The sequence below is a fragment of the Inquilinus sp. genome (genome assembly GCF_039594555.1).
Lineage (GTDB): Bacteria > Pseudomonadota > Alphaproteobacteria > DSM-16000 > Inquilinaceae > Inquilinus.
In genome coordinates, this window is sequence record NZ_JBCNNF010000108.1 from 1 (window position 1) to 17,720 (window position 17,720).

Here is a 17,720-nt window from a genome sequence, read left to right on the forward strand (position 1 = left end):
GCGGGCAGCGCGACCTGATCGCGGCGACGGGGCTGGAAGGGGAGGAGTTCGCGGCGGTGCGGCAGGCGGTGGCCCGCATGCGCGACAACCTGCTGAAGCACGCACAGCAGCCGCAGGAGGAGGCGACGCCGCAGAAGCGTGCCGCGCGGTAGACAAGGGGCGGGAAGGGGCCGCCTGGCCCCTTCTCGGTCGGCTCAGCGCTTCAGCGCGGCGACGCCCGGCAGGTCCTTGCCCTCGAGCCATTCCAGGAAGGCGCCGCCGGCGGTGGAGATGTAGGAGAAGCGGTCCTCGACCCCGGCATGGGCCAGGGCGGCGACCGTGTCGCCGCCGCCGGCCACGGTCAGCAGTTTGCCGGCCTGGGTCAGGTCGGCGGCCTCGCGCGCCACCGCCACGGTGCCGGCATCGAAGGGGCGCTTCTCGAAGACGCCGAGCGGGCCGTTCCAGACCACGGTCTTGGTCTCGGCCAGCAGCGCCTTCAGCCTGGCCACGGATTTCGGCCCGATATCCAGCAGCATGGCGTCGGCCGGGATGGCCGCATTGTCGACCGCCTCATGCGGCGCGTCGGCCTTGAACTCGCGGGCGACCACGCCGTCGACCGGCAGCACGATCTCGCAGCCGGCAGCCTCGGCCTTCTCCAGGATGGTGTGCACGGCCCCGGCCATGTCGTGTTCGCACAGGCTCTTGCCGACATCCACGCCCTGGGCGGCCAGGAAGGTGTTGGCCATGCCGCCGCCCAGCACCAGCCGGTCGACCTTGGCGACTAGGTTGCCCAGCAGGTCCAGCTTGGTCGAGATCTTGGCGCCGCCGACGATCGCCAGCACGGGGCGCTTCGGGGCTTCGAGGGCGGCGGACAGCGCCTCCAGCTCGGCCTGCATCAGCCGGCCGGCGATGGCGGGCAGGTGATGGGCGATGCCCTCGGTCGAAGCATGGGCGCGGTGCGCGGCGGAGAAGGCATCGTTGACATAGAGGTCGCCGAGCGATGCCAGGGCCTTGGCGAAGGCCGGGTCGTTCTTCTCCTCCTCCGGATGGAAGCGAACATTCTCCAGCAGCAGGATCTGGCCGTCCTTCAGCGCCCTCACCGCCGCCTCGGCCTGTGGCCCGATGCAGTCCGCGGCGAAGGCGACCGGCCGCTCCAGCACCTCTTCCAGCGCCGGCAGCACGATGGTCTTCAGGCTGAACTCCGGGGTCACGCCCTTGGGTCGGCCGAAATGCGAGAGCAGCACCACGCGGCCACCCTTGTCGGCAATCTCGTCGATGGTCGGGGCCAGCCGGTCCAGCCGGGTGGTGTCGCTGACATGGCCGTCCTCGACCGGCACGTTCAGGTCGCCGCGCACCAGCACGGTCTTGCCGCGCACATCCACGTCGTCGAGGGTCTTGAAGGCGCTCATCGGCTCGGCTCTCTGGTCTGGGGATCAGGATCGCCGGCACCGAACCACAGCCGCCGCCGTGACGCAACCGGGCCGAAGGGAGGGAAGGGTGCGCCGCGTCACCACCTGCAGGAGGCAACGCAGCGCAGGTTTCAGATCGTGGTCCAGGCCGCGTCCTTCTGGGACGAGGCGACGCAGGCCGCGATGAAGCGCACCCCGGCCAGGCCGTCCTCGACGGTCGGCACCAGCAGGGCGTCCGGCTGCGGGTCGCGCTTGTCCAGCCGGGCCAGGATCTGCTCCGCCGCGTCGCTGTAGATCTGGGCGAAGCACTCCAGATAGCCCTCGGGATGGCCCGGCGGCACGCGGGTGGCGTGGGCCGCTGCCGGGCCGCTGCCCGGGCCGCCGCGGGTCAGGCGGCGATGCGGCTCGCCCAGCGGCATGAAGGTCAGATAGTTCGGGTTCTCCTGCGCCCATTCCAGCCCGGCCTTCTCGCCATAGACGCGCAGGCGCAGCCCGTTCTCGTTGCCGCTGGCCACCTGGCTGGCCCAGATCATGCCGCGGGCGCCGCTGGCGTAGCGCAGCAGGATATGGGCATTGTCGTCCAGCCGCCGGCCGGGGACGAAGCTCTGCAGGTCCGCCGCCAGCGATTCGGCGCCTTCGCCGGTGACGAAGCTGGCCAGGTTGTAGGCATGGGTGCCGATGTCGCCGACGCAGCCGGCCGGGCCGCTGCGCGCCGGATCCACGCGCCATTCGGCCTGCTTGCTGCCGGTGTCCTCGGCCTTGGTCGCCAGCCAGTCCTGGGCGTATTCCGCCTCGACCAGCCGGATCCGGCCCAGCGCGCCCTCGGCCACCATCGCCCGGGCCTGCCGGATCATCGGATAGCCGGTGTAGTTGTGGGTCAGGGCGAAGATTTGGCCGCTCTTCTTGACCGCCGCCACCAGGTCCTCGGCATCGGCCACCGTCGTGGTCATCGGCTTGTCGCAGATGACGTGGAAGCCGGCTTCGAGGAAGGCCTTGGCCGGGCCGTGATGGACGTGGTTCGGGGTGACGATGGCCACGGCGTCGATCGCCGGGCCGCCGCCGTCGCGCAGTTTCTTTTCGCCCTCCAGCATCGCCTGCCAGCTGGGATAGGCGCGGGACGGGTCCAGCCGCAGGTCGGCGGCGGAGGCCAGGGCCTTCTGCGGGTCGCTCGACAGCGCCCCGGCCACGAAGTCCCAGCGGTCGTCCATCCGCGCAGCCAGACGGTGCACCGCGCCGATGAAGGCATCGCGCCCGCCGCCGATCATGCCCAGGCGCAGGCGCCGGCTGGGCGCCCGTTCCGCGGTTCCGGAAACCATGATTGTCCTCCCTCTTCTTGTCAGGTCAGAGCCCGATCGAGAACGCGCCTGATGTGAGTCGGCTGGTGGTGGTTTCGAGAACCGGCGCGCAGCGGACGTTTAAGTCCGTGAGCACCGGAAGCGCAGGAACCGCCGCCAGACGGCCGCAGCAGGCGTGTTATCGACGGGCTCAGCGGTCGATGCCGAGCAGGCGGCGGTTGGCCGCCTCGTCGGTGCCGCCGGAGGCGAAATCGTCGAAGGCGCGCTCGGTGGTGCGGATCAGATGCGAGGCGATGAACGGGGCGCCCTCGGCCGCGCCCTGCTCGGGATGCTTGATGCAGCACTCCCACTCCAGCACCGCCCAGCCGTCGAAGCCGTATTGCGTCAGCTTCGAGAAGATGGCGCTGAAATCGACCTGGCCGTCGCCGAGCGAGCGGAAGCGGCCGGCCCGGTCGGACCAGGAGGCGAAGCCGGAATAGACGCCCTGGCTGGCGGTCGGGTTGAACTCGGCGTCCTTCACGTGGAAGGCGCGGATCCGCTCGTGATAGCGGTCGATGTAGCCGAGATAGTCGAGCTGCTGCAGCACGAAGTGGCTCGGATCGTACAGCAGGTTGCAGCGCGGGTGGTTGCCGACGCGCTCGAGGAACATCTCGAAGGTGGTGCCGTCGAACAGGTCCTCGCCCGGATGGATCTCGTAGCAGACGTCGACCCCCGCCTCGTCGAAGGCGTTGAGGATCGGCGTCCAGCGCCGCGCCAGCTCGTCGAAGGCGGTCTCGATCAGCCCGGCCGGGCGCTGCGGCCAGGGATAGACATAGGGCCAGGCGAGGGCGCCGGAGAAGGTGGCATGGGCCTTGAGGCCGAGGCGCCGCGAGGCCTGGGCGGCGTAGCGCAGCTGCTGCACCGCCCATTCCTGCCGCGCCTTCGGATTGCCGCGCACCTCCGGTGCCGCGAAGCCGTCGAAGGCCTCGTCATAGGCCGGGTGCACGGCGACCAGCTGGCCCTGCAGATGGGTCGACAGCTCGGTCAGCGCCAGGCCGTGTGTCTTCAGCGTGCCCAGCACCTCGTCGCAGTAATCCTGGCTCTCGGCCGCGCGCTTCAGGTCGAACAGCCGGGCATCCCAGGACGGGATCTGCACGCCCTTGTAGCCCAGCCCCGCGGCCCAGCCGGCGATCGAATCCAGGCTGTTGAAAGGCGCGGCATCGCCGGCGAACTGGGCCAGGAAGATGGCCGGTCCCTTGATCTCTTTCATGGTTTCCTCCTCCGTGGGGCGCGCCGCCGCACCCTCTCCCTGGGCGATGATTGTTCGATGCCCGAGCCTAGCGCCCCGTCCGGGCGACGCGCAATGCAATCGATTACAGAACAGCCGGCTTTGACGGTCATGATCCCGTTTCCGGGCGCCGTTTGTCAATTTATTGTCTGATGAATAACGGGCGATGATGAAATATTGGTGCGGAGTGGGGCGAAGCGTAAGATAGTTGCCCGGCCGTCGGCAAAGGCGGGTCGTGAAGGGAGGCCAAGATGCGTTTGATCGTGCTGGTCGCCGGCCTGGCGGCCGTTCTCGGGCTCACCGCGTGCACGCGGCCTTCGGCCCTCGACACCAACCCGCAATATGTCCGCATGACCCGGGCGCAGTTCGACCGGCAGGTGCTGGGGCGGCCATTCCTGGTGCAGGGCGTGCTGGGCGGGCCGGACCGGCTGTTCGAGTATCGCCGCAACGGCAAGTACACGCTCAGCGGCCTCGACGGCAGCGGCCGGCCGATCCAGCTGCGCGAGGGCAACTGGCGATTCGAGGACGGCACGGTCTGCACCGGTCGGCTCAGTCGCAGCGAGGCGGGCGACAGCTGCGTCACCATCTTCGCCTCGCCGCTGGCCGCGGCGCCGGACGTGATGAACTGCAATGTCCGCTGGGTCGGCGACCGCGGCAATCTCGAGGGCGATTCGGTGCATCGCTGCCGGGTGACGGCGCGACGCTGAGCCGTCAGTCGCCGAGGCTCTCGGCCCAGGCTTCGAGGCGGGCGGCGAGGGCGGCGTCACCCGCGATCTCGATCAGCTTGGTGCGGTCGGTGGCGCCGCCGACGATGGTCAGCGCCGATTTGGGCAGGCGCCAGTTCTTGGCCAGCAGCGCGATCAGTGCCTCGTTCGCGGCGCCGCGCTCCGGCACCGCCGTGACCGCGGCCTTCAGGAGAGGGGCGCCGTCGGCATCGGCGGCCCGCCCGGTCACGGCGTTGCGCCCAGCCCGCGGCGTCAGCCGGACCGTGACGCGGACGCCGCGCGGCCCGGCGACGAAGAGCGGGCCGCCGGGCCCCGTCACGTCAGCAGCGCGATATAGATGTTCCGCAGCACCATCTGCAGGAAATAGATGATCAGCAGCAGCACCACCGGCGAGAGATCGATGCCGCCGAGATTCGGCAGGATCCGCCGAATCGGCCGCAGCGCCGGCTCGGTCAGCCGGTAGAGGGCGTTGCCGATCTGGTAGACCACCTGGTTGCGCGTGTTGACGACGTTGAAGGCGACCAGCCAGCTGAGGATCGCGGCGGCGATCACCACCCAGACATACATCTGCAGCACGATGTCGATGATGCGGAAGATTGGGTCGATGACGATCATGCGCCTGTTCCAGAGGTGGTCCGTGCCGGCCCTGTCGCCGAATCCGCCCGTACCGTACCGATGCCATCCCCGTGGAACAAGCGACGCGACGCGGGGCGGCGAGGGCTCCGGCCGCGGGAAATCATCATTCTTTCACAAACAGCGAATTCCCCTGTTGACAGGGGGTAGGGCGGCATCCTACATCACGGCCCGCCGCATCGCCCAGGTGGCGGAATTGGTAGACGCGCAGGTTTCAGGTACCTGTGGCCGAGAGGTCGTGGAAGTTCGAGTCTTCTCCTGGGCACCATCTTTCCAGATGGGCCCGACGATGCGATGCAGTGGTAATGACCCGCTTGTCCAAAGCGGGTCTTTCCTTTTGGGGCCGACGCCCAGTCTCGGGGATGGCCCAGGGCCGCGGCCGGTGTGAGCTGCGGCCGGAATGGTGCCGCGGCCGAAGACGGAAGGTGGCGACCGGTGTCCGAACCGATTCTGCATGACGGGGATCTGCCCGACGGCCTCGATCTCGGCGACGTGATCGCGATCGACACCGAAACCATGGGCCTGAACCCGGTGCGCGACCGGCTGTGCCTGGCCCAGCTCAGCGCCGGCGATGGCACCGTCCATCTCGTCCAGTTCCGCAAGGGCGCCTATGACGCGCCGAATCTGAAGGCACTGCTGGCCGACCCGGCGCGGCTGAAGCTGTTCCACTTCGCCCGCTTCGACATCGCCGCGCTGCAGGCCTATCTCGGTGTCGTCACCGCGCCGGTCTACTGCACCAAGATCGCCTCCCGGCTGGTCCGCACCTTCACCGACCGGCACGGGCTGAAGGATCTGTGCCGCGACCTGATCGGCGTCGAGCTGTCGAAGCAGCAGCAGAGCTCCGACTGGGGCAGCGACCAATTGACGCCCGAGCAGCTGCGCTACGCCGCCAGCGACGTCCTGTACCTGCACGCGCTGAAGGCGAAGCTGGACGAGATGCTGCGGCGCGAAGGGCGCGAGGCGCTGGCGCAGGCCTGTTTCGACTTCCTGCCGGCGCGGGCCGCGCTCGACCTCGGCGGCTGGGCGGATCTGGATATCTTCGCCCACTAGCCCGATATGGGGTCACATTCGTGCCGTCTTGTGGCGGTACGGGGATCGGCCGGGCCCGGGCAGGGGCCGCCGGCGCCGATCCGGATCAGATCGTGGTCCGCGCCCTCCGAACCGGCTATAGCAGCCGCCGCGTGGACCATTTGGGAGAAGGTATGGTGGCAACCGCAGGGATCGAGGCCGGCCGCAAGGCGCTGCTGGTGGAGCGCGACGCGCTCGACCGCCTCGCCGAATCGCTCGACGCCAGCTTCGACCGGGCCATCGACACGATCCTCGGCGCCGCGGGCCGGGTCGTGGTCAGCGGCATCGGCAAGAGCGGCCATGTCGCCCGCAAGATCGCGGCGACCCTGGCCTCGACCGGCACCCCGGCGCTGTTCGTCCACCCGGCCGAGGCCAGCCATGGCGATCTCGGCATGATTCATCAGCAGGACGTGGTTCTGGCGCTGTCCAACTCCGGCAACACGGCCGAGCTGGCGGATGTCATCGCCTACACCCGCCGCTTCGCCATCCCGCTGATCGGCATCACCAGCCGCGCGCCCTCGAATCTGGCGGACCAGTGCGACACCGTGCTGCTGCTGCCGGCGGCGGAGGAGGCCTGCCCGACCGGGCTGGCGCCGACCACCTCCACCACCATGATGATGGCGCTGGGCGACGCCCTGGCGGTGGCGCTGATGCATCGCCGCGGCTTCTCCTCCGACGATTTCCGGGTGTTCCACCCCGGCGGGTCGCTCGGCAACAAGCTGATCCGGGTGCAGGACCTGATGCACGCCGCCGCCGAGCTGCCGCTGGTGGGGCCGCAGACGCGGATGGACGAGGCGATCATCGAGATGAGCCGCGTCGGCTTCGGCTGCGTCGGCGTGGTCGACGGCGACCGCCGGCTGGTCGGCGTCATCACCGACGGCGACCTGCGCCGGCATATGAGCGCCGGGCTGCTGGGCCAGACCGCCGGCCAGGTGATGACCCCCGGCCCGCGCACCATCCGTCCCGGGGCGCTGGCGGCGGAAGCGCTCGGGCTGATGAACCGCTACAAGGTGACCAACCTCTTCGTCACGACGGAGGACCGGCCGGTGGGCATCCTCAGGGTGCATGACTGCCTGCGGGCAGGGCTGAGCTGAGCGTGGTGGCCGCGCCGCAGACGCCGCCGGGCCGCAACGGGGCGCAGCGCAACGCCAGCGCCGCGGGCCGCCGCGCGCGCCTGGCCACGGCCGGCCGCGCCGGCCAGCTCAGCCGGTCCTACAGCCGCATGGTCGGGGTGCTGAAATACGGGCTGCCGGTCATCGGCCTGGTGGTGGTCGCGCTGATCGTGCTGTGGCCGGAACTGCACCCGACCCAGGTCGACATCTCGAACCCGGCCGAGCGCGCGGCGGCCGCCTCGGGCGAGATCCAGAATCCGCGCTACAGCGGCATCGACGAGGCGGAGCGGCCGTACACCGTCTGGGCAACGCTGGCCAAGCAGGTGCAGGACGAGGTGTTCGACCTGAACCGGCCCAAGGGTGAGCTGAAGCTGCCCAGCGGCATGCTGATGACCCTCGACGCCCAGGCCGGCAAGCTCAACCGCAGCACCAAGTCGGTGCATCTCACCGGCAATGTCACCCTGCGCCGCAGCGACGGCACCACCATGGTCACCGACGCCGCCGACATCGACCTGGCCGACAAGGGCGCGCGCAGCACCACGCCCGTGACGGCCGAGGGACCTTTCGGTAACCTGTCGGCCGGGGGCTTCAAGGTCGAGCAGCAGGGCGACGTCATCATCTTCACCGGCCCGACCAAGCTGTTTCTCAAGCCTGGCGCCGACAAGGCCTTTCAAGGAACGCCGCAATGATCCGCCCGCTGATTCTCGCTGTCCTGCTCGCCGCCGCGGCCACGCCGGCCCTGGCGCAACAGCAGCTGCAGCTCGGCGGCGGCAAGGGCGAGCCCTCCGAGATCCAGGCCGACGACGCGCTGGAGTGGCATCAGAACGAGAAGACCTACATCGCCCGCGGCAACGCCGTGTACAAGCGCGGCGACCTGACGGTGAAGGCCGACGTCCTGACCGCCTATTACCGCGAGCTGCCGGACAAGAGCACCGAGATCTTCCGGGCCATGGCCGAAGGCAATGTGCTGATCACCCGCGATGACGGCACCACCGTCACCGGCGGCAAGGGGGTCTATGAGCTCGACGCCCAGACCTTCACCCTGACCGGCGGCAACCTGAAGTTCGTCAGCAAGGACGACGTCATCACCGCCACCGACAGCATGGTGTACCGGCAGGCCGACGACGTGGCGATCGCCCGCGGCAACGCCACGGCGACCCGCGCCAAGGAACAGAAGAGCCTGCGCGCCGACACGCTGACCGGCCATTTCGCCCCAAGCGAAAAGGGCAATGGCGACAAGGAGCTGTCGACGGTCGATGCCGACGGCAATGTCCGGCTGACCACGGCGACCGACGTTGTCACCGGCCAGACCGGCCATTACGACGTCAAGACCCAGTTCGCGACCATCAACGATAACGTCCACCTGACCCGCGGCGGCAACCAGCTGAACGGCGACTATGCCGAGGTCGACATGGCCAGCGGCGTCAGCAAGCTGCTGACCCGGCCGGGGCAGGGCGGCCGCGCCCGGGCCCTGCTGGTGCCGGACGAGAAGGGCCAGACCCCGGGTCTGCCCGGCGCGCCGAACCAGGCCGCGCCGAAGCCGCCGGCCCAGACGGCGCCGAAGAAGTAAGGGGGAGGGGATGAACAAGCCGATCAGCCTGCAGCCCTCCGACACCGCGTCCGCGCCGCGCCTCGTCGCCAAGAATGACGGGCTCGTCGCCCGCAACCTCGGCAAGCAGTACAAGAAGCGGCCGGTGCTGCGCGACGTCAGCCTGCAGGTCCAGCGCGGCGAAGCGGTCGGCCTGCTGGGCCCCAACGGCGCCGGCAAGACCACCTGCTTTTACATGATCACCGGCCTGATCCAGCCGGATTACGGCACGATCCTGCTGGACGGGCAGGAGCTGACCGACCTGCCGATGTACCGCCGCGCCCGGCTTGGCATCGGCTACCTGCCGCAGGAGGCGTCGATCTTCCGCGGCCTGACGGTCGAGCAGAACATCCGCGCCGTGCTGGAGATCTCCGAGCCCGACCGCTCGGCCCGCGAGGCGTTGCTGGAAGACCTGCTGGCCGAATTCTCGATCAGCCATCTGCGCCGCACCCCGGCCCTGGCGCTGTCGGGCGGCGAGCGGCGGCGCGTCGAGATCGCCCGGGCCCTGGCCAGCCACCCGCATTTCATGCTGCTGGACGAGCCGCTGGCCGGCATCGACCCGATCGCGGTCGGCGACATCCGTGACCTGGTGGCGCATCTGCGCGACCGCGGCATCGGCGTGCTGATCACCGACCACAATGTGCGCGAGACCCTCGATATCGTCGATCGGGCCTATATCCTCCACGACGGCCGTGTTCTGATGGAAGGGTTGCCATCGGACATCGTCGGGAATGAGGAGGTGCGGCGCGTGTATCTGGGCGAACGCTTCAGCCTGTAGACCACCGGGCGACCATGGCCATCTCGCAACGCCTCGGGCTCCGGCAGAGCCAGGCGCTGGTCATGACGCCGCAGCTGCAGCAGTCGATCAAGCTGCTGCAGCTCTCCAACATCGAGCTCTCGGCCTTTGTCGAGACGGAGCTCGAGCGCAACCCCCTCCTGGAACGGGAGGAGGGGGAGCGCGGTGACGAGGGCGGCGACAGCACCGGCGACCGGAACGACATCGACCCGCCCGATCCCGCATCGGGGCGGACAGTGGCGGCCGACGTCGCCCTGACGGCGGCGGAGCCGCCGGCGATCATCTCGGCCGACGCGCCGCTCGACACCGACTGGGGCAACCTGTTCACCGGCTCCAGCGCCACCGACCGCAACGACGACTATGGCGGCGAGGCGCAGTTCGCCGCCTCTGGCCGCGGCCGGGCGGATTTCGCCGACGACCTGCCCGGGCTGGAGGAGACGCTGGCCGAACGGCCGAGCCTGCGCGACCATCTGCTGAGCCAGATCGCCATCGAGTTCACCGCCCCGGTCGACCGGCTGATCGCGGTGCGGCTGGTCGACCTGCTGGAGGAGACGGGCTATCTCGGCGCCACGGTCGAGGAGGTGGCGGCCGGCATGGGCTGCCCGGCCGAGCGGGTCGAGGCGGTGCTGCGCCGCTGCCAGCGGCTGGACCCGCCCGGCATCTTCGCCCGCAGCCTGGCCGAATGCCTGGCGATCCAGCTGGCCGAGCGCAACCGCCTGGACCCGGCGATGCGCACCCTGCTCGACCATCTCGACCTGCTGGCCAGGCGTGACCTGGCCGCGGTGATGCGGCTGTGCGGCGTCGACGCCGAGGATCTGGCCGAGATGATCGCCGAGATCCGCGCCCTTGACCCCAAGCCGGGCGCCGCCTTCGACCACGAGATCGCGCAGACCCTGATCCCCGACATCCTGATGCGGGCGCAGCCGGAGGTCGGCTGGGTGGTCGAGCTGAACGCCGACACCCTGCCGAAGGTGCTGGTCAACCGCCGCTACCATGCCGAGATCAGCCGCGGCGCCCGCAGCAAGGTCGACCGTGATTATGTCGGCACCTGCCTGGCCGACGCCAACTGGCTGGTCCGGGCCCTGGACCAGCGGGCCAACACCATCCTCAAGGTGGCGTCGGAGATCGTGCGCCGGCAGGACGCCTTCTTCGTCCGCGGCGTGCAGCACCTGAAGCCGCTGACGCTGAAGGACGTGGCCGAGGCGGTCGACATGCATGAGAGCACGATCAGCCGCGTCACCACCAACAAGGTGATCGCCACCCCGCGCGGCGTGTTCGAGCTGAAATACTTCTTCACCCAGGCGATCCAGGGGGCGGGCGGAGCCGACGCGCATTCGGCCGAGGCGGTGCGCCACCGCATCCGCACCATGATCGACGCCGAGCCGGCGGACGCCATCCTGTCCGACGACCGGATCGTCGAAATCCTGCGCGGCGAGGGGATCGACATTGCACGGCGGACCGTCGCCAAGTACCGTGAGGGGATGCGGATACCATCCTCCGTCCAACGACGACGAGAGAAGGGTCTGAGCCGATGAGCGCTCCCCCAGCTTCGTCCGCAGCCCGGGATCCGGGCCCCTTCGTTGACAGGAAGGCGCCCCATCCCTATGGTCGCCGCCCGAAGGCGGCCCTCCACGGCCGCCCGGTTCATTTTGGGCGCCCGTTCTCCATCGTGCAGCAGTGAAGCGACAGCCATGCAACTGACCGTTCGAGGCAAGCAGATCGACGTCGGTGACGCATTGCGCACCCATGTCAGCGACGCCCTCAACAGCACGACCGCGAAGTACTTCAACAACGCGATCGAGGCGAATGTCGTCTTTTCCCGCAACGCCCATCTGATCCGGAGCGACCTGTCGGTCCATGTCGGCCGCAACATCCTCCTGCAGAGCAATGCGGAGGCCGAGAGCCCGTACCACGCCTTCGATGCCGCGGCCGACAAGCTGGCCAAGCGGCTGCGTCGCTACAAGCGCCGGCTGCGCGACCACCACAACGGCGACGGCCAGCAGCCGGCCCTGCCGGCCCAGGCCTATATCCTCGAGGCCGAATCCGAGGAGCTGCTGGACGGCGAGGAGCCGAACCAGCCCATCGTCATCGCCGACGTCTCGACCTCGATCGAGAGCCTGACGGTGCTGCAGGCGGTGATGCGCCTCGATCTGGGTGACCTGCCGGCGCTGATGTTCCGCAACCAGGCCCATGGCCGGCTCAACATGGTGTTCCGCCGCCCCGACGGGAATATCGGCTGGGTCGATCCGAAAGGGACCGAGGATGCCGCCGCCTGAGGGCGGCGCATCCGATCGTCATGATTGATTTCCTCCGCCCCGAGGCGATTCTCGCCAACCTGAAGGCTGCCAGCAAGAAGCAGGCCCTGCAGGAGCTGGCCCGCCGTGCCGCCGAACTGACCGGCCAGCACGAGCGCTTCATCTTCGACGTGCTGCTGGAGCGCGAGCGGCTGGGGTCGACCGGCGTCGGCCGCGGCATCGCCATCCCGCACGGCAAGCTGCCGCATCTGCAGGGCGTGCTCGGCGCCTTCGCCCGGCTGGAGCGGCCGATCGACTTCGACGCGGTCGACGAGCAGCCGGTCGACCTGGTGTTCCTGCTGCTGGCGCCGGAAGGGGCGGGGGCGGACCATCTGAAGGCGCTGGCCCGGATCAGCCGCATGCTGCGCGACGAGACCCTGTGCGAAAAGCTGCGCGGCTGCCAGAGCGCCGACGCCATCTTCGCCCTGCTGTCGCAGAGCGAGTCGGTGAACGCCGCTTGACCGTAAGCCCTCCGCTCCGCTAGCCGGGGCGGATCGGCTCTCGCTCGCGGTTCCGCCATGTATCTGCTCGGCCTCGACGCCGGCACCTCGGTCATCAAGGCCGCGCTGTTCGGGCGCGACGGCCGGCAGCGCGCCGCCGCCTCCCGCCGCACCAGTGTCTCGCACCTGCATCCCGCCTGGTCGGAAAGCGACCCCGACACCGCCTGGGCCGCCACCGTCGCGGTGATCCGCGAGGTGCTGGCCGCCGCCGGGATCGACGGTTCCGCCGTCGCCGCCATCGGCGTCACCGGCGCCATGGTCGGGGCCTGGGTGATCGATGCCGACGGCCGGCCGCTGCGCCCCGGCATCCTGTGGGACGACGGCCGCAGCCAGCCCTGGATCGAGGCGCGGCTGGCCCAGGACCCGGCTTTCCTGTCCCGCATCTTCGCTGTCTCCGGCTCGGTGATGCAGCAGGGCTGCACTCTGCCGGTGCTGCGCTGGCTCCTGGACCACGAGCCCGAGGTGATGGCCCGGGCCGACTGCGTCTTCGGCTGCAAGGACTATCTGCGCTTCCGCCTGACCGGCCGGCGCGCTGCCGACCCGACCGAGACCGCGGTGGCCCCTGGCGACGCCCGGGCTCAGGGCCGCAGCGAGGCGATGCTGGAGCTGTTCGGCCTCGGCCCGCACCGGCACCTGCTGCCGCCGGTGCTGCGGTCGGAGGCGATCGCCGGGACGGTGACCGAGGTTGCGGCGGCCGAGTCCGGGCTACGCGCCGGCACCCCGGTCGCCACCGGTGCCGGCGACGTCGCCGCCAGCGTCATCGGCTCGGGCGGGCTGGCCGCCGGGTCGGCCTGCACCGTGCTCGGCACCACCTGCCTGAACGGCGTGGTGCTCGACGCGCCGTCCTTCGCGCCGCCGGATCTGGGCCTGCTGTTCAGCCTGCCGGGCGGGCTGTGGCTGCGCTGCATGGTCAATGTCGCCGGCACCAGCAACCTCGACTGGGTGCTGCGCAGCCTGTGCCCGGACCTGGCCCGCGACCCCGACCCCTATGCCGCGCTGGAGGCGCTGGCCGCGGCCGCGCCGCCCGGCGCCGGCGGCGCCGTCTACCTGCCCTATCTCAGCGAGGTCGGCATCATCGCCCCGGCGGTCTCGGCCGCGGCGCGGGCCCAGTTCGCCGGGCTGGCCCCCGGCCATGGCCGGCCGGAGCTGGTGCGCGCCGTCTATGAAGGGCTGGCCTATGCCATCCGCGACTGCTTCGCGGCGATGGCGGAGCAGCCGCAGAGCGTGCTGCTGTCCGGCGGCGGCGGGCGCAGCCGCTTCTGGTCGCAGATGATCGCCGACGTGCTGGGCCTGCCGGTCGAGATCCCCGACGGCGGCGAATACGGGGCCTGCGGCGCGGCCCTGTTGGCCGGGACCGGCATCGGATGGTATCCCTCGATCGGCGACGCGTCGCGCCGGGTCCGCAGGATCCGGCGCACGCATCGTCCCGATCCGGCGCTGCGGGAGGCCTATGAGGCCGCCTGGCAGCGCTACGGCAGGTATCGCGACGCGCTGCTGCGCATGCCGGCCGCTTTGTCCGACCTTTCTTGACGGGGTCCGGATCGGCCTGCATCATGCCGATTGTGGTCTAGACCACCAGGGCCCGCCATGACCGACCTACAGCCGACCGAGACGGACAAGCCGATCTACCAGCAGATCGCGAAGGATCTGGCCGACCGCATCCGGGCCGGCGCCTTCGCTGTCGGCGACCGGCTGCCGTCGGAGCGCGATCTGGCTGACCAGCTGGGTATCAGCCGGATGACCGTGCGCCAGGCCTTCAAGAGCCTCACCGATGAGGGGCTGATCGAGAGCCGGATCGGCCGCGGCTGCTTCGTCGCCCGGCCGAAGGTCGACCAGCGGCTGCAGCGCCTGAGCGGATTCAGCGAGGACATGGCCCGCCTCGGCCGCCGTGCGGCCAGCGTCATCCTGCGCCAGGAGGTTCTGCCGGCGACCGGCGAAGCGCGCGAGGCGCTGGGCGTGGCCGAGGGCGCGCCGCTGGTGCTGCTCGAGCGCGTCCGCCTGGCCGACGCCGTGCCGATGGCCTTCGAGGTCACCTGGCTGCCCGAGGCGCTGGTACCTGGCATCCTCGACCGCCATGATTTCCGCACCGCCTCGCTGTACGAGGTGATGCGCCGCGACTACGGGCTGGTGCCCTGGCAGGCCGAGCAGACGGTCGAGGCCGACCTGCCCGATGCCGTCACCGCCGGGGCACTGGACATCCCACGCAGCGCGCCGGTGCTGGTCTTCACCCGCCGCACCGCCGATGCCGACGGCCATGTGATCGAATTCGTCCGCTCCGCCTATCGCGGCGACCGCTACAAGATGCGGGCGCGGCTGTCCCCTCCAGACTCGACGGATCCATGACCTCGACTGACCTTTCCGGTGCTGCCGCCTATCTCGCCGGCATCGCCGACCGCATCGCCGCGCTGACCGCGACCCAGGGCGAGGCGATCGGCGCCGCGGCGGCCGCCTGCGTCGAGACCATCCGCCGCGACGGGCTGATCTACATCTTCGGCACCGGCCATTCGCATCTGATGGCGGAGGAGGGGCATTTCCGCGCCGGCGGCCTGGCCTGCGTGGTGCCGATCCTGGCCTCCTCGGTGATGCTGCATGAGGGCGCGGTGGTCTCCGGCGCGCTGGAGCGGATGGCCGGCCTGGCCGCGCCGCTGCTCGGCCGCTACCCGATCGGGCCGGCTGACACGCTGTTCATCTTCTCCAACAGCGGCGTCAACGCCGTGCCGGTCGAGGCTGCGCGCCACGGCCGGGAGAAGGGGGCCACGGTGGTGGCCGTGACCTCGATCGCCTATTCCCGGGCAGCGGCCGCTGGCCGGCCGACCCTGGCGGAGACCGCCGACATCGCCATCGACAACCAGGGCCCGCCCGGCGATGCCCTGGTCACCGCCGCCGAGGGGCTGACCGTCGGTCCGATCTCGACTGTCCTGGGCGCCGCGATCTGGAACGCGGTGCTGACCGAGACGGTGGCCCGGCTGGCGGCGTCGGGCGAGGTGGCGCCGGCCTATATCAGCTCGAACATGCCGGGGTCGAAGGAACGCAACACCGCGCTGGTGGAGCGCTACCGCACGCGCAATCCGCATCTTTAGACGCATCGCAGCCCTGGCGGACGCCCGGTCAACGCGGCGCCGCAACGGGGCTGCCGGATCAGACAGGGGAGACGGCAATGGCGACGAGATGGTCGATCGTGACAGGCGTGGCCGCGGCCGCGCTGCTCTGGGGCGCCGCGGCGGCCCAGGCGGCGCCGGTGCAGCTGACGCTGTGGCATATGGAGCAGCCGCCCCAGCGCGTGGCGCGGGTGCAGGAGCTGATCGACGCCTTCAACAAGACCCATCCGGACATCGCGGTGAAACAGGAGCCGCAGAGCTGGGGCGAGATCTACGCCAAGGCGCCGGCCGCGATCGCCGCCGGCAATGCGCCGGACATGCTGTTCGCGATCCCGGACTTCACCCCGATCCTGAAGGATCTCGGCGCGCTGCAATCGGTCGACGGCTTCGTCAAGCAGCTCGACGCCCAGCACCATTTCGTGCCCAGCGCGCTGGCGCCCTACAGCTATGACGGCGGCGTCTGGGCGGTGCCGCTGTACAACATGGCGATGTCGCTGTGGTACCGGAAGAGCGTGTTCGACCAGGTCGGCCTGAAGCCGCCGAAGACCTGGAGCGAGTGGAAGGCGGCGGCGGAGAAGCTGACGGCGGACGGCCGCTACGGCATCGGCCTGCCGGCCAACAAGCAGCTCTACACCGACCAGACCGTCTACGACCTGATGGTCAATGCCGGCGCCGCCGACATCTACAACCCGGACGGCACGCTGCGCTTCGACAACCCGCAGACGGTTAAGGCCTACGACTTCTACAAGGACCTGTATCAGTTCTCCGCCGCCGACGCGCCGAGCTGGACCTGGGGCGAGGCCGAGGCCTGCTTCGCCAGCGGCGGCTGCGGCATGATCCTGCAGTTCACGGTGATCAGCACCTATGACAGTCAGGCCGAGGGGGATGCCCAGGATCTCGGCGTGGCGCCGGTCCCGCATGCCGACGACCGCAAGGAGTCGGGCACCATCGCCTATTCCAATGCGGTGATGATCCTGGCCAAGGACGAGGCCAAGCGGAAGGCGGCCGAGACCTTCATCGCCTGGCTCCTGGAGCCGGAGACCTATGGCCGGTTCCTGAACATGGAGCCGGGGCTGTTCCTGCCGGTGACCGCCGACGGCGCCAAGGCCAAGAGCCTGTGGAGCGACCCGCTGGTGGTGAAGTACAAGCCGCAGATCGAGGCGATGATCGCCAACAGCCGCAACGGTGCCCTGTTCGGCTTCACCGGCGGCCACACCTTCCCCAGCATCGCCGCGATCTCGGCCCAGAACATCCTGGCCGAGACGCTGCAGAAGGTGCTGGTCGACGAGATGCCCGCCGCCGACGCGGTCAAGGCCGGTCAGGCCCGGATGCAGGAGGCGGTGAAGTAGGGGGCCGCAGGGCCGGACGCCTTTCGACCATGGCCCGCCCTATTCATAGTCCCCCCTCCCCTTGCGGGAGGGGGGCAGGGGGAGGGGTCTGCGCGCGTCCGCGCGCGAATGCGGCTGACTTCGCCGCCTGGACAGGATGTGCCTCTTCAGGCCGGAGCACGCCGAGAGAACCCCCTCCCACTATCCCCCTCCCGCAAGGGGAGGGGGGACTCAAAAGAGCGAGCGAAGGATGAGCGCCGAACCCCGGCGCCTGTCACGCGCCCGCTCGGAAGCCATCGCCGGGATGCTGATGGTGGCGCCGGTGCTGGCCTGGCTGACGGCGACCATCCTCTACCCGCTCGGCGCCGCGGTCGCGATCAGCCTGCGCGACATCCGGGTGATCGGCTCCGATGGCGGCTTCGTCGGGCTCGGCAACTACATCGACGTGCTGGAGATGGCGCGGCTGTGGGCGGCGCTGGGGCGCAGCCTTGTCTGGGTCGCGGGCAATGCCGTGCTGCAGACGCTGCTGGCGCTGGGCACCGCGCTGCTGCTGAACCAGCGCTTCCGCGGCGTGCGGCTGGTGCGGGTCTGGGTTTGACCAAAATATTCTTGTAATGCTGGCAGACTT

Annotated in this window: 19 protein-coding genes and 1 tRNA gene; 15 read left to right on the forward strand and 5 right to left on the reverse strand. The window is 70.0% G+C overall.

Annotated features, from left to right (window positions below; genetic code table 11):
* Positions 1-194: 194 nt before the first annotated feature.
* From ABDW35_RS13750 to ABDW35_RS13760, 3 genes are all read right to left on the reverse strand, one after another.
* Positions 195-1,388, reverse strand: coding sequence for a phosphoglycerate kinase (locus ABDW35_RS13750; RefSeq protein ID WP_343714437.1), 1,194 nt, complete (start codon positions 1,386-1,388; stop codon positions 195-197).
* 131 nt (positions 1,389-1,519) lie between these two features.
* A complete protein-coding gene (locus tag ABDW35_RS13755; RefSeq protein ID WP_343714438.1) occupies positions 1,520-2,704 on the reverse strand; it encodes a Gfo/Idh/MocA family oxidoreductase in 1,185 nt (394 codons plus the stop codon).
* Between the two features lie 169 nt (positions 2,705-2,873).
* On the reverse strand, positions 2,874-3,932 hold the full coding sequence (locus ABDW35_RS13760) for a sugar phosphate isomerase/epimerase (protein WP_343714439.1): 1,059 nt from the start codon (positions 3,930-3,932) through the stop codon (positions 2,874-2,876).
* Between the two features lie 269 nt (positions 3,933-4,201).
* On the opposite strand from ABDW35_RS13760, the gene ABDW35_RS13765 reads away from it, so the two are divergent.
* Complete coding sequence (locus ABDW35_RS13765; RefSeq protein WP_343714440.1) at positions 4,202-4,657, forward strand: hypothetical protein; 456 nt, start codon at positions 4,202-4,204, stop codon at positions 4,655-4,657.
* Between the two features lie 4 nt (positions 4,658-4,661).
* On the opposite strand, the gene ABDW35_RS13770 is transcribed toward ABDW35_RS13765, so the two are convergent.
* Positions 4,662-4,994, reverse strand: a complete 333-nt coding sequence (locus ABDW35_RS13770; RefSeq protein ID WP_343714441.1) for a DUF167 family protein — start codon at positions 4,992-4,994, stop codon at positions 4,662-4,664.
* Positions 4,991-5,281, reverse strand: coding sequence for a YggT family protein (locus tag ABDW35_RS13775; protein ID WP_343714454.1), 291 nt, complete (start codon positions 5,279-5,281; stop codon positions 4,991-4,993). Before ABDW35_RS13775 ends, ABDW35_RS13770 begins: the two co-directional genes overlap by 4 nt.
* Positions 5,282-5,489: 208 nt before the next feature.
* On the opposite strand from ABDW35_RS13775, the gene ABDW35_RS13780 reads away from it, so the two are divergent.
* From ABDW35_RS13780 to ABDW35_RS13845, 14 genes are all read left to right on the forward strand, one after another.
* A tRNA-Leu gene (locus tag ABDW35_RS13780) sits at positions 5,490-5,576 on the forward strand.
* Between the two features lie 167 nt (positions 5,577-5,743).
* Complete coding sequence (locus tag ABDW35_RS13785; RefSeq protein WP_343714442.1) at positions 5,744-6,358, forward strand: ribonuclease D; 615 nt, start codon at positions 5,744-5,746, stop codon at positions 6,356-6,358.
* Positions 6,359-6,510: 152 nt separating this feature from the next.
* On the forward strand, positions 6,511-7,470 hold the full coding sequence (locus ABDW35_RS13790; protein WP_343714443.1) for a KpsF/GutQ family sugar-phosphate isomerase: 960 nt from the start codon (positions 6,511-6,513) through the stop codon (positions 7,468-7,470).
* 5 nt (positions 7,471-7,475) lie between these two features.
* On the forward strand, positions 7,476-8,177 hold the full coding sequence (gene lptC / locus ABDW35_RS13795) for an LPS export ABC transporter periplasmic protein LptC (protein WP_343714444.1): 702 nt from the start codon (positions 7,476-7,478) through the stop codon (positions 8,175-8,177).
* Positions 8,174-9,058: an LptA/OstA family protein gene (locus ABDW35_RS13800; protein WP_343714445.1), complete on the forward strand. Its 885-nt coding sequence runs from the start codon at positions 8,174-8,176 to the stop codon at positions 9,056-9,058. Before lptC ends, ABDW35_RS13800 begins: the two co-directional genes overlap by 4 nt.
* A 10-nt stretch (positions 9,059-9,068) precedes the next feature.
* Positions 9,069-9,854, forward strand: coding sequence for an LPS export ABC transporter ATP-binding protein (gene lptB, locus ABDW35_RS13805; protein ID WP_343714446.1), 786 nt, complete (start codon positions 9,069-9,071; stop codon positions 9,852-9,854).
* Positions 9,855-9,868: 14 nt separating this feature from the next.
* Positions 9,869-11,407, forward strand: a complete 1,539-nt coding sequence (gene rpoN / locus ABDW35_RS13810) for an RNA polymerase factor sigma-54 (RefSeq protein ID WP_343714447.1) — start codon at positions 9,869-9,871, stop codon at positions 11,405-11,407.
* 156 nt (positions 11,408-11,563) lie between these two features.
* Positions 11,564-12,148 (forward strand): ribosome-associated translation inhibitor RaiA, encoded by a 585-nt coding sequence (gene raiA, locus ABDW35_RS13815; protein WP_034845263.1) that lies wholly within the window; start codon positions 11,564-11,566, stop codon positions 12,146-12,148.
* 20 nt (positions 12,149-12,168) lie between these two features.
* Positions 12,169-12,627 carry a PTS IIA-like nitrogen regulatory protein PtsN gene (gene ptsN, locus ABDW35_RS13820; protein WP_343714448.1) on the forward strand — a complete coding sequence of 153 codons (459 nt, stop codon included), beginning with the start codon at positions 12,169-12,171 and terminating at the stop codon, positions 12,625-12,627.
* A gap of 57 nt (positions 12,628-12,684) precedes the next feature.
* Positions 12,685-14,196, forward strand: coding sequence for an FGGY-family carbohydrate kinase (locus ABDW35_RS13825; protein WP_343714449.1), 1,512 nt, complete (start codon positions 12,685-12,687; stop codon positions 14,194-14,196).
* A 57-nt stretch (positions 14,197-14,253) separates the two neighbouring features.
* Positions 14,254-15,009 carry a GntR family transcriptional regulator gene (locus tag ABDW35_RS13830; RefSeq protein ID WP_343714450.1) on the forward strand — a complete coding sequence of 252 codons (756 nt, stop codon included), beginning with the start codon at positions 14,254-14,256 and terminating at the stop codon, positions 15,007-15,009.
* Positions 15,006-15,746: an SIS domain-containing protein gene (locus ABDW35_RS13835; protein WP_343714451.1), complete on the forward strand. Its 741-nt coding sequence runs from the start codon at positions 15,006-15,008 to the stop codon at positions 15,744-15,746. Before ABDW35_RS13830 ends, ABDW35_RS13835 begins: the two co-directional genes overlap by 4 nt.
* Positions 15,747-15,823: 77 nt before the next feature.
* Positions 15,824-17,113 (forward strand): extracellular solute-binding protein, encoded by a 1,290-nt coding sequence (locus ABDW35_RS13840; protein WP_343714452.1) that lies wholly within the window; start codon positions 15,824-15,826, stop codon positions 17,111-17,113.
* Positions 17,114-17,342: 229 nt separating this feature from the next.
* Entirely contained in the window at positions 17,343-17,690 is a 348-nt protein-coding gene (locus tag ABDW35_RS13845) for a hypothetical protein (protein ID WP_343714453.1), read from the forward strand.
* Positions 17,691-17,720 lie beyond the last annotated feature (30 nt).

Excerpts from the sequence above, each read along its gene's own strand:
- ABDW35_RS13750 (WP_343714437.1), bottom strand. The coding sequence starts at position 1,388 with ATGAGCGCCTTCAAGACCCTCGACGACGTGGATGTGCGCGGCAAGACC.
- ABDW35_RS13755 (WP_343714438.1), bottom strand. The coding sequence starts at position 2,704 with ATGGTTTCCGGAACCGCGGAACGGGCGCCCAGCCGGCGCCTGCGCCTG.
- ABDW35_RS13760 (WP_343714439.1), bottom strand. The coding sequence starts at position 3,932 with ATGAAAGAGATCAAGGGACCGGCCATCTTCCTGGCCCAGTTCGCCGGC.
- ABDW35_RS13765 (WP_343714440.1), top strand. The coding sequence starts at position 4,202 with ATGCGTTTGATCGTGCTGGTCGCCGGCCTGGCGGCCGTTCTCGGGCTC.
- ABDW35_RS13790 (WP_343714443.1), top strand. The coding sequence starts at position 6,511 with ATGGTGGCAACCGCAGGGATCGAGGCCGGCCGCAAGGCGCTGCTGGTG.
- ABDW35_RS13800 (WP_343714445.1), top strand. The coding sequence starts at position 8,174 with ATGATCCGCCCGCTGATTCTCGCTGTCCTGCTCGCCGCCGCGGCCACG.
- lptB (WP_343714446.1), top strand. The coding sequence starts at position 9,069 with ATGAACAAGCCGATCAGCCTGCAGCCCTCCGACACCGCGTCCGCGCCG.
- rpoN (WP_343714447.1), top strand. The coding sequence starts at position 9,869 with ATGGCCATCTCGCAACGCCTCGGGCTCCGGCAGAGCCAGGCGCTGGTC.
- raiA (WP_034845263.1), top strand. The coding sequence starts at position 11,564 with ATGCAACTGACCGTTCGAGGCAAGCAGATCGACGTCGGTGACGCATTG.
- ptsN (WP_343714448.1), top strand. The coding sequence starts at position 12,169 with ATGATTGATTTCCTCCGCCCCGAGGCGATTCTCGCCAACCTGAAGGCT.
- ABDW35_RS13825 (WP_343714449.1), top strand. The coding sequence starts at position 12,685 with ATGTATCTGCTCGGCCTCGACGCCGGCACCTCGGTCATCAAGGCCGCG.
- ABDW35_RS13830 (WP_343714450.1), top strand. The coding sequence starts at position 14,254 with ATGACCGACCTACAGCCGACCGAGACGGACAAGCCGATCTACCAGCAG.
- ABDW35_RS13835 (WP_343714451.1), top strand. The coding sequence starts at position 15,006 with ATGACCTCGACTGACCTTTCCGGTGCTGCCGCCTATCTCGCCGGCATC.
- ABDW35_RS13840 (WP_343714452.1), top strand. The coding sequence starts at position 15,824 with ATGGCGACGAGATGGTCGATCGTGACAGGCGTGGCCGCGGCCGCGCTG.
- ABDW35_RS13845 (WP_343714453.1), top strand. The coding sequence starts at position 17,343 with ATGAGCGCCGAACCCCGGCGCCTGTCACGCGCCCGCTCGGAAGCCATC.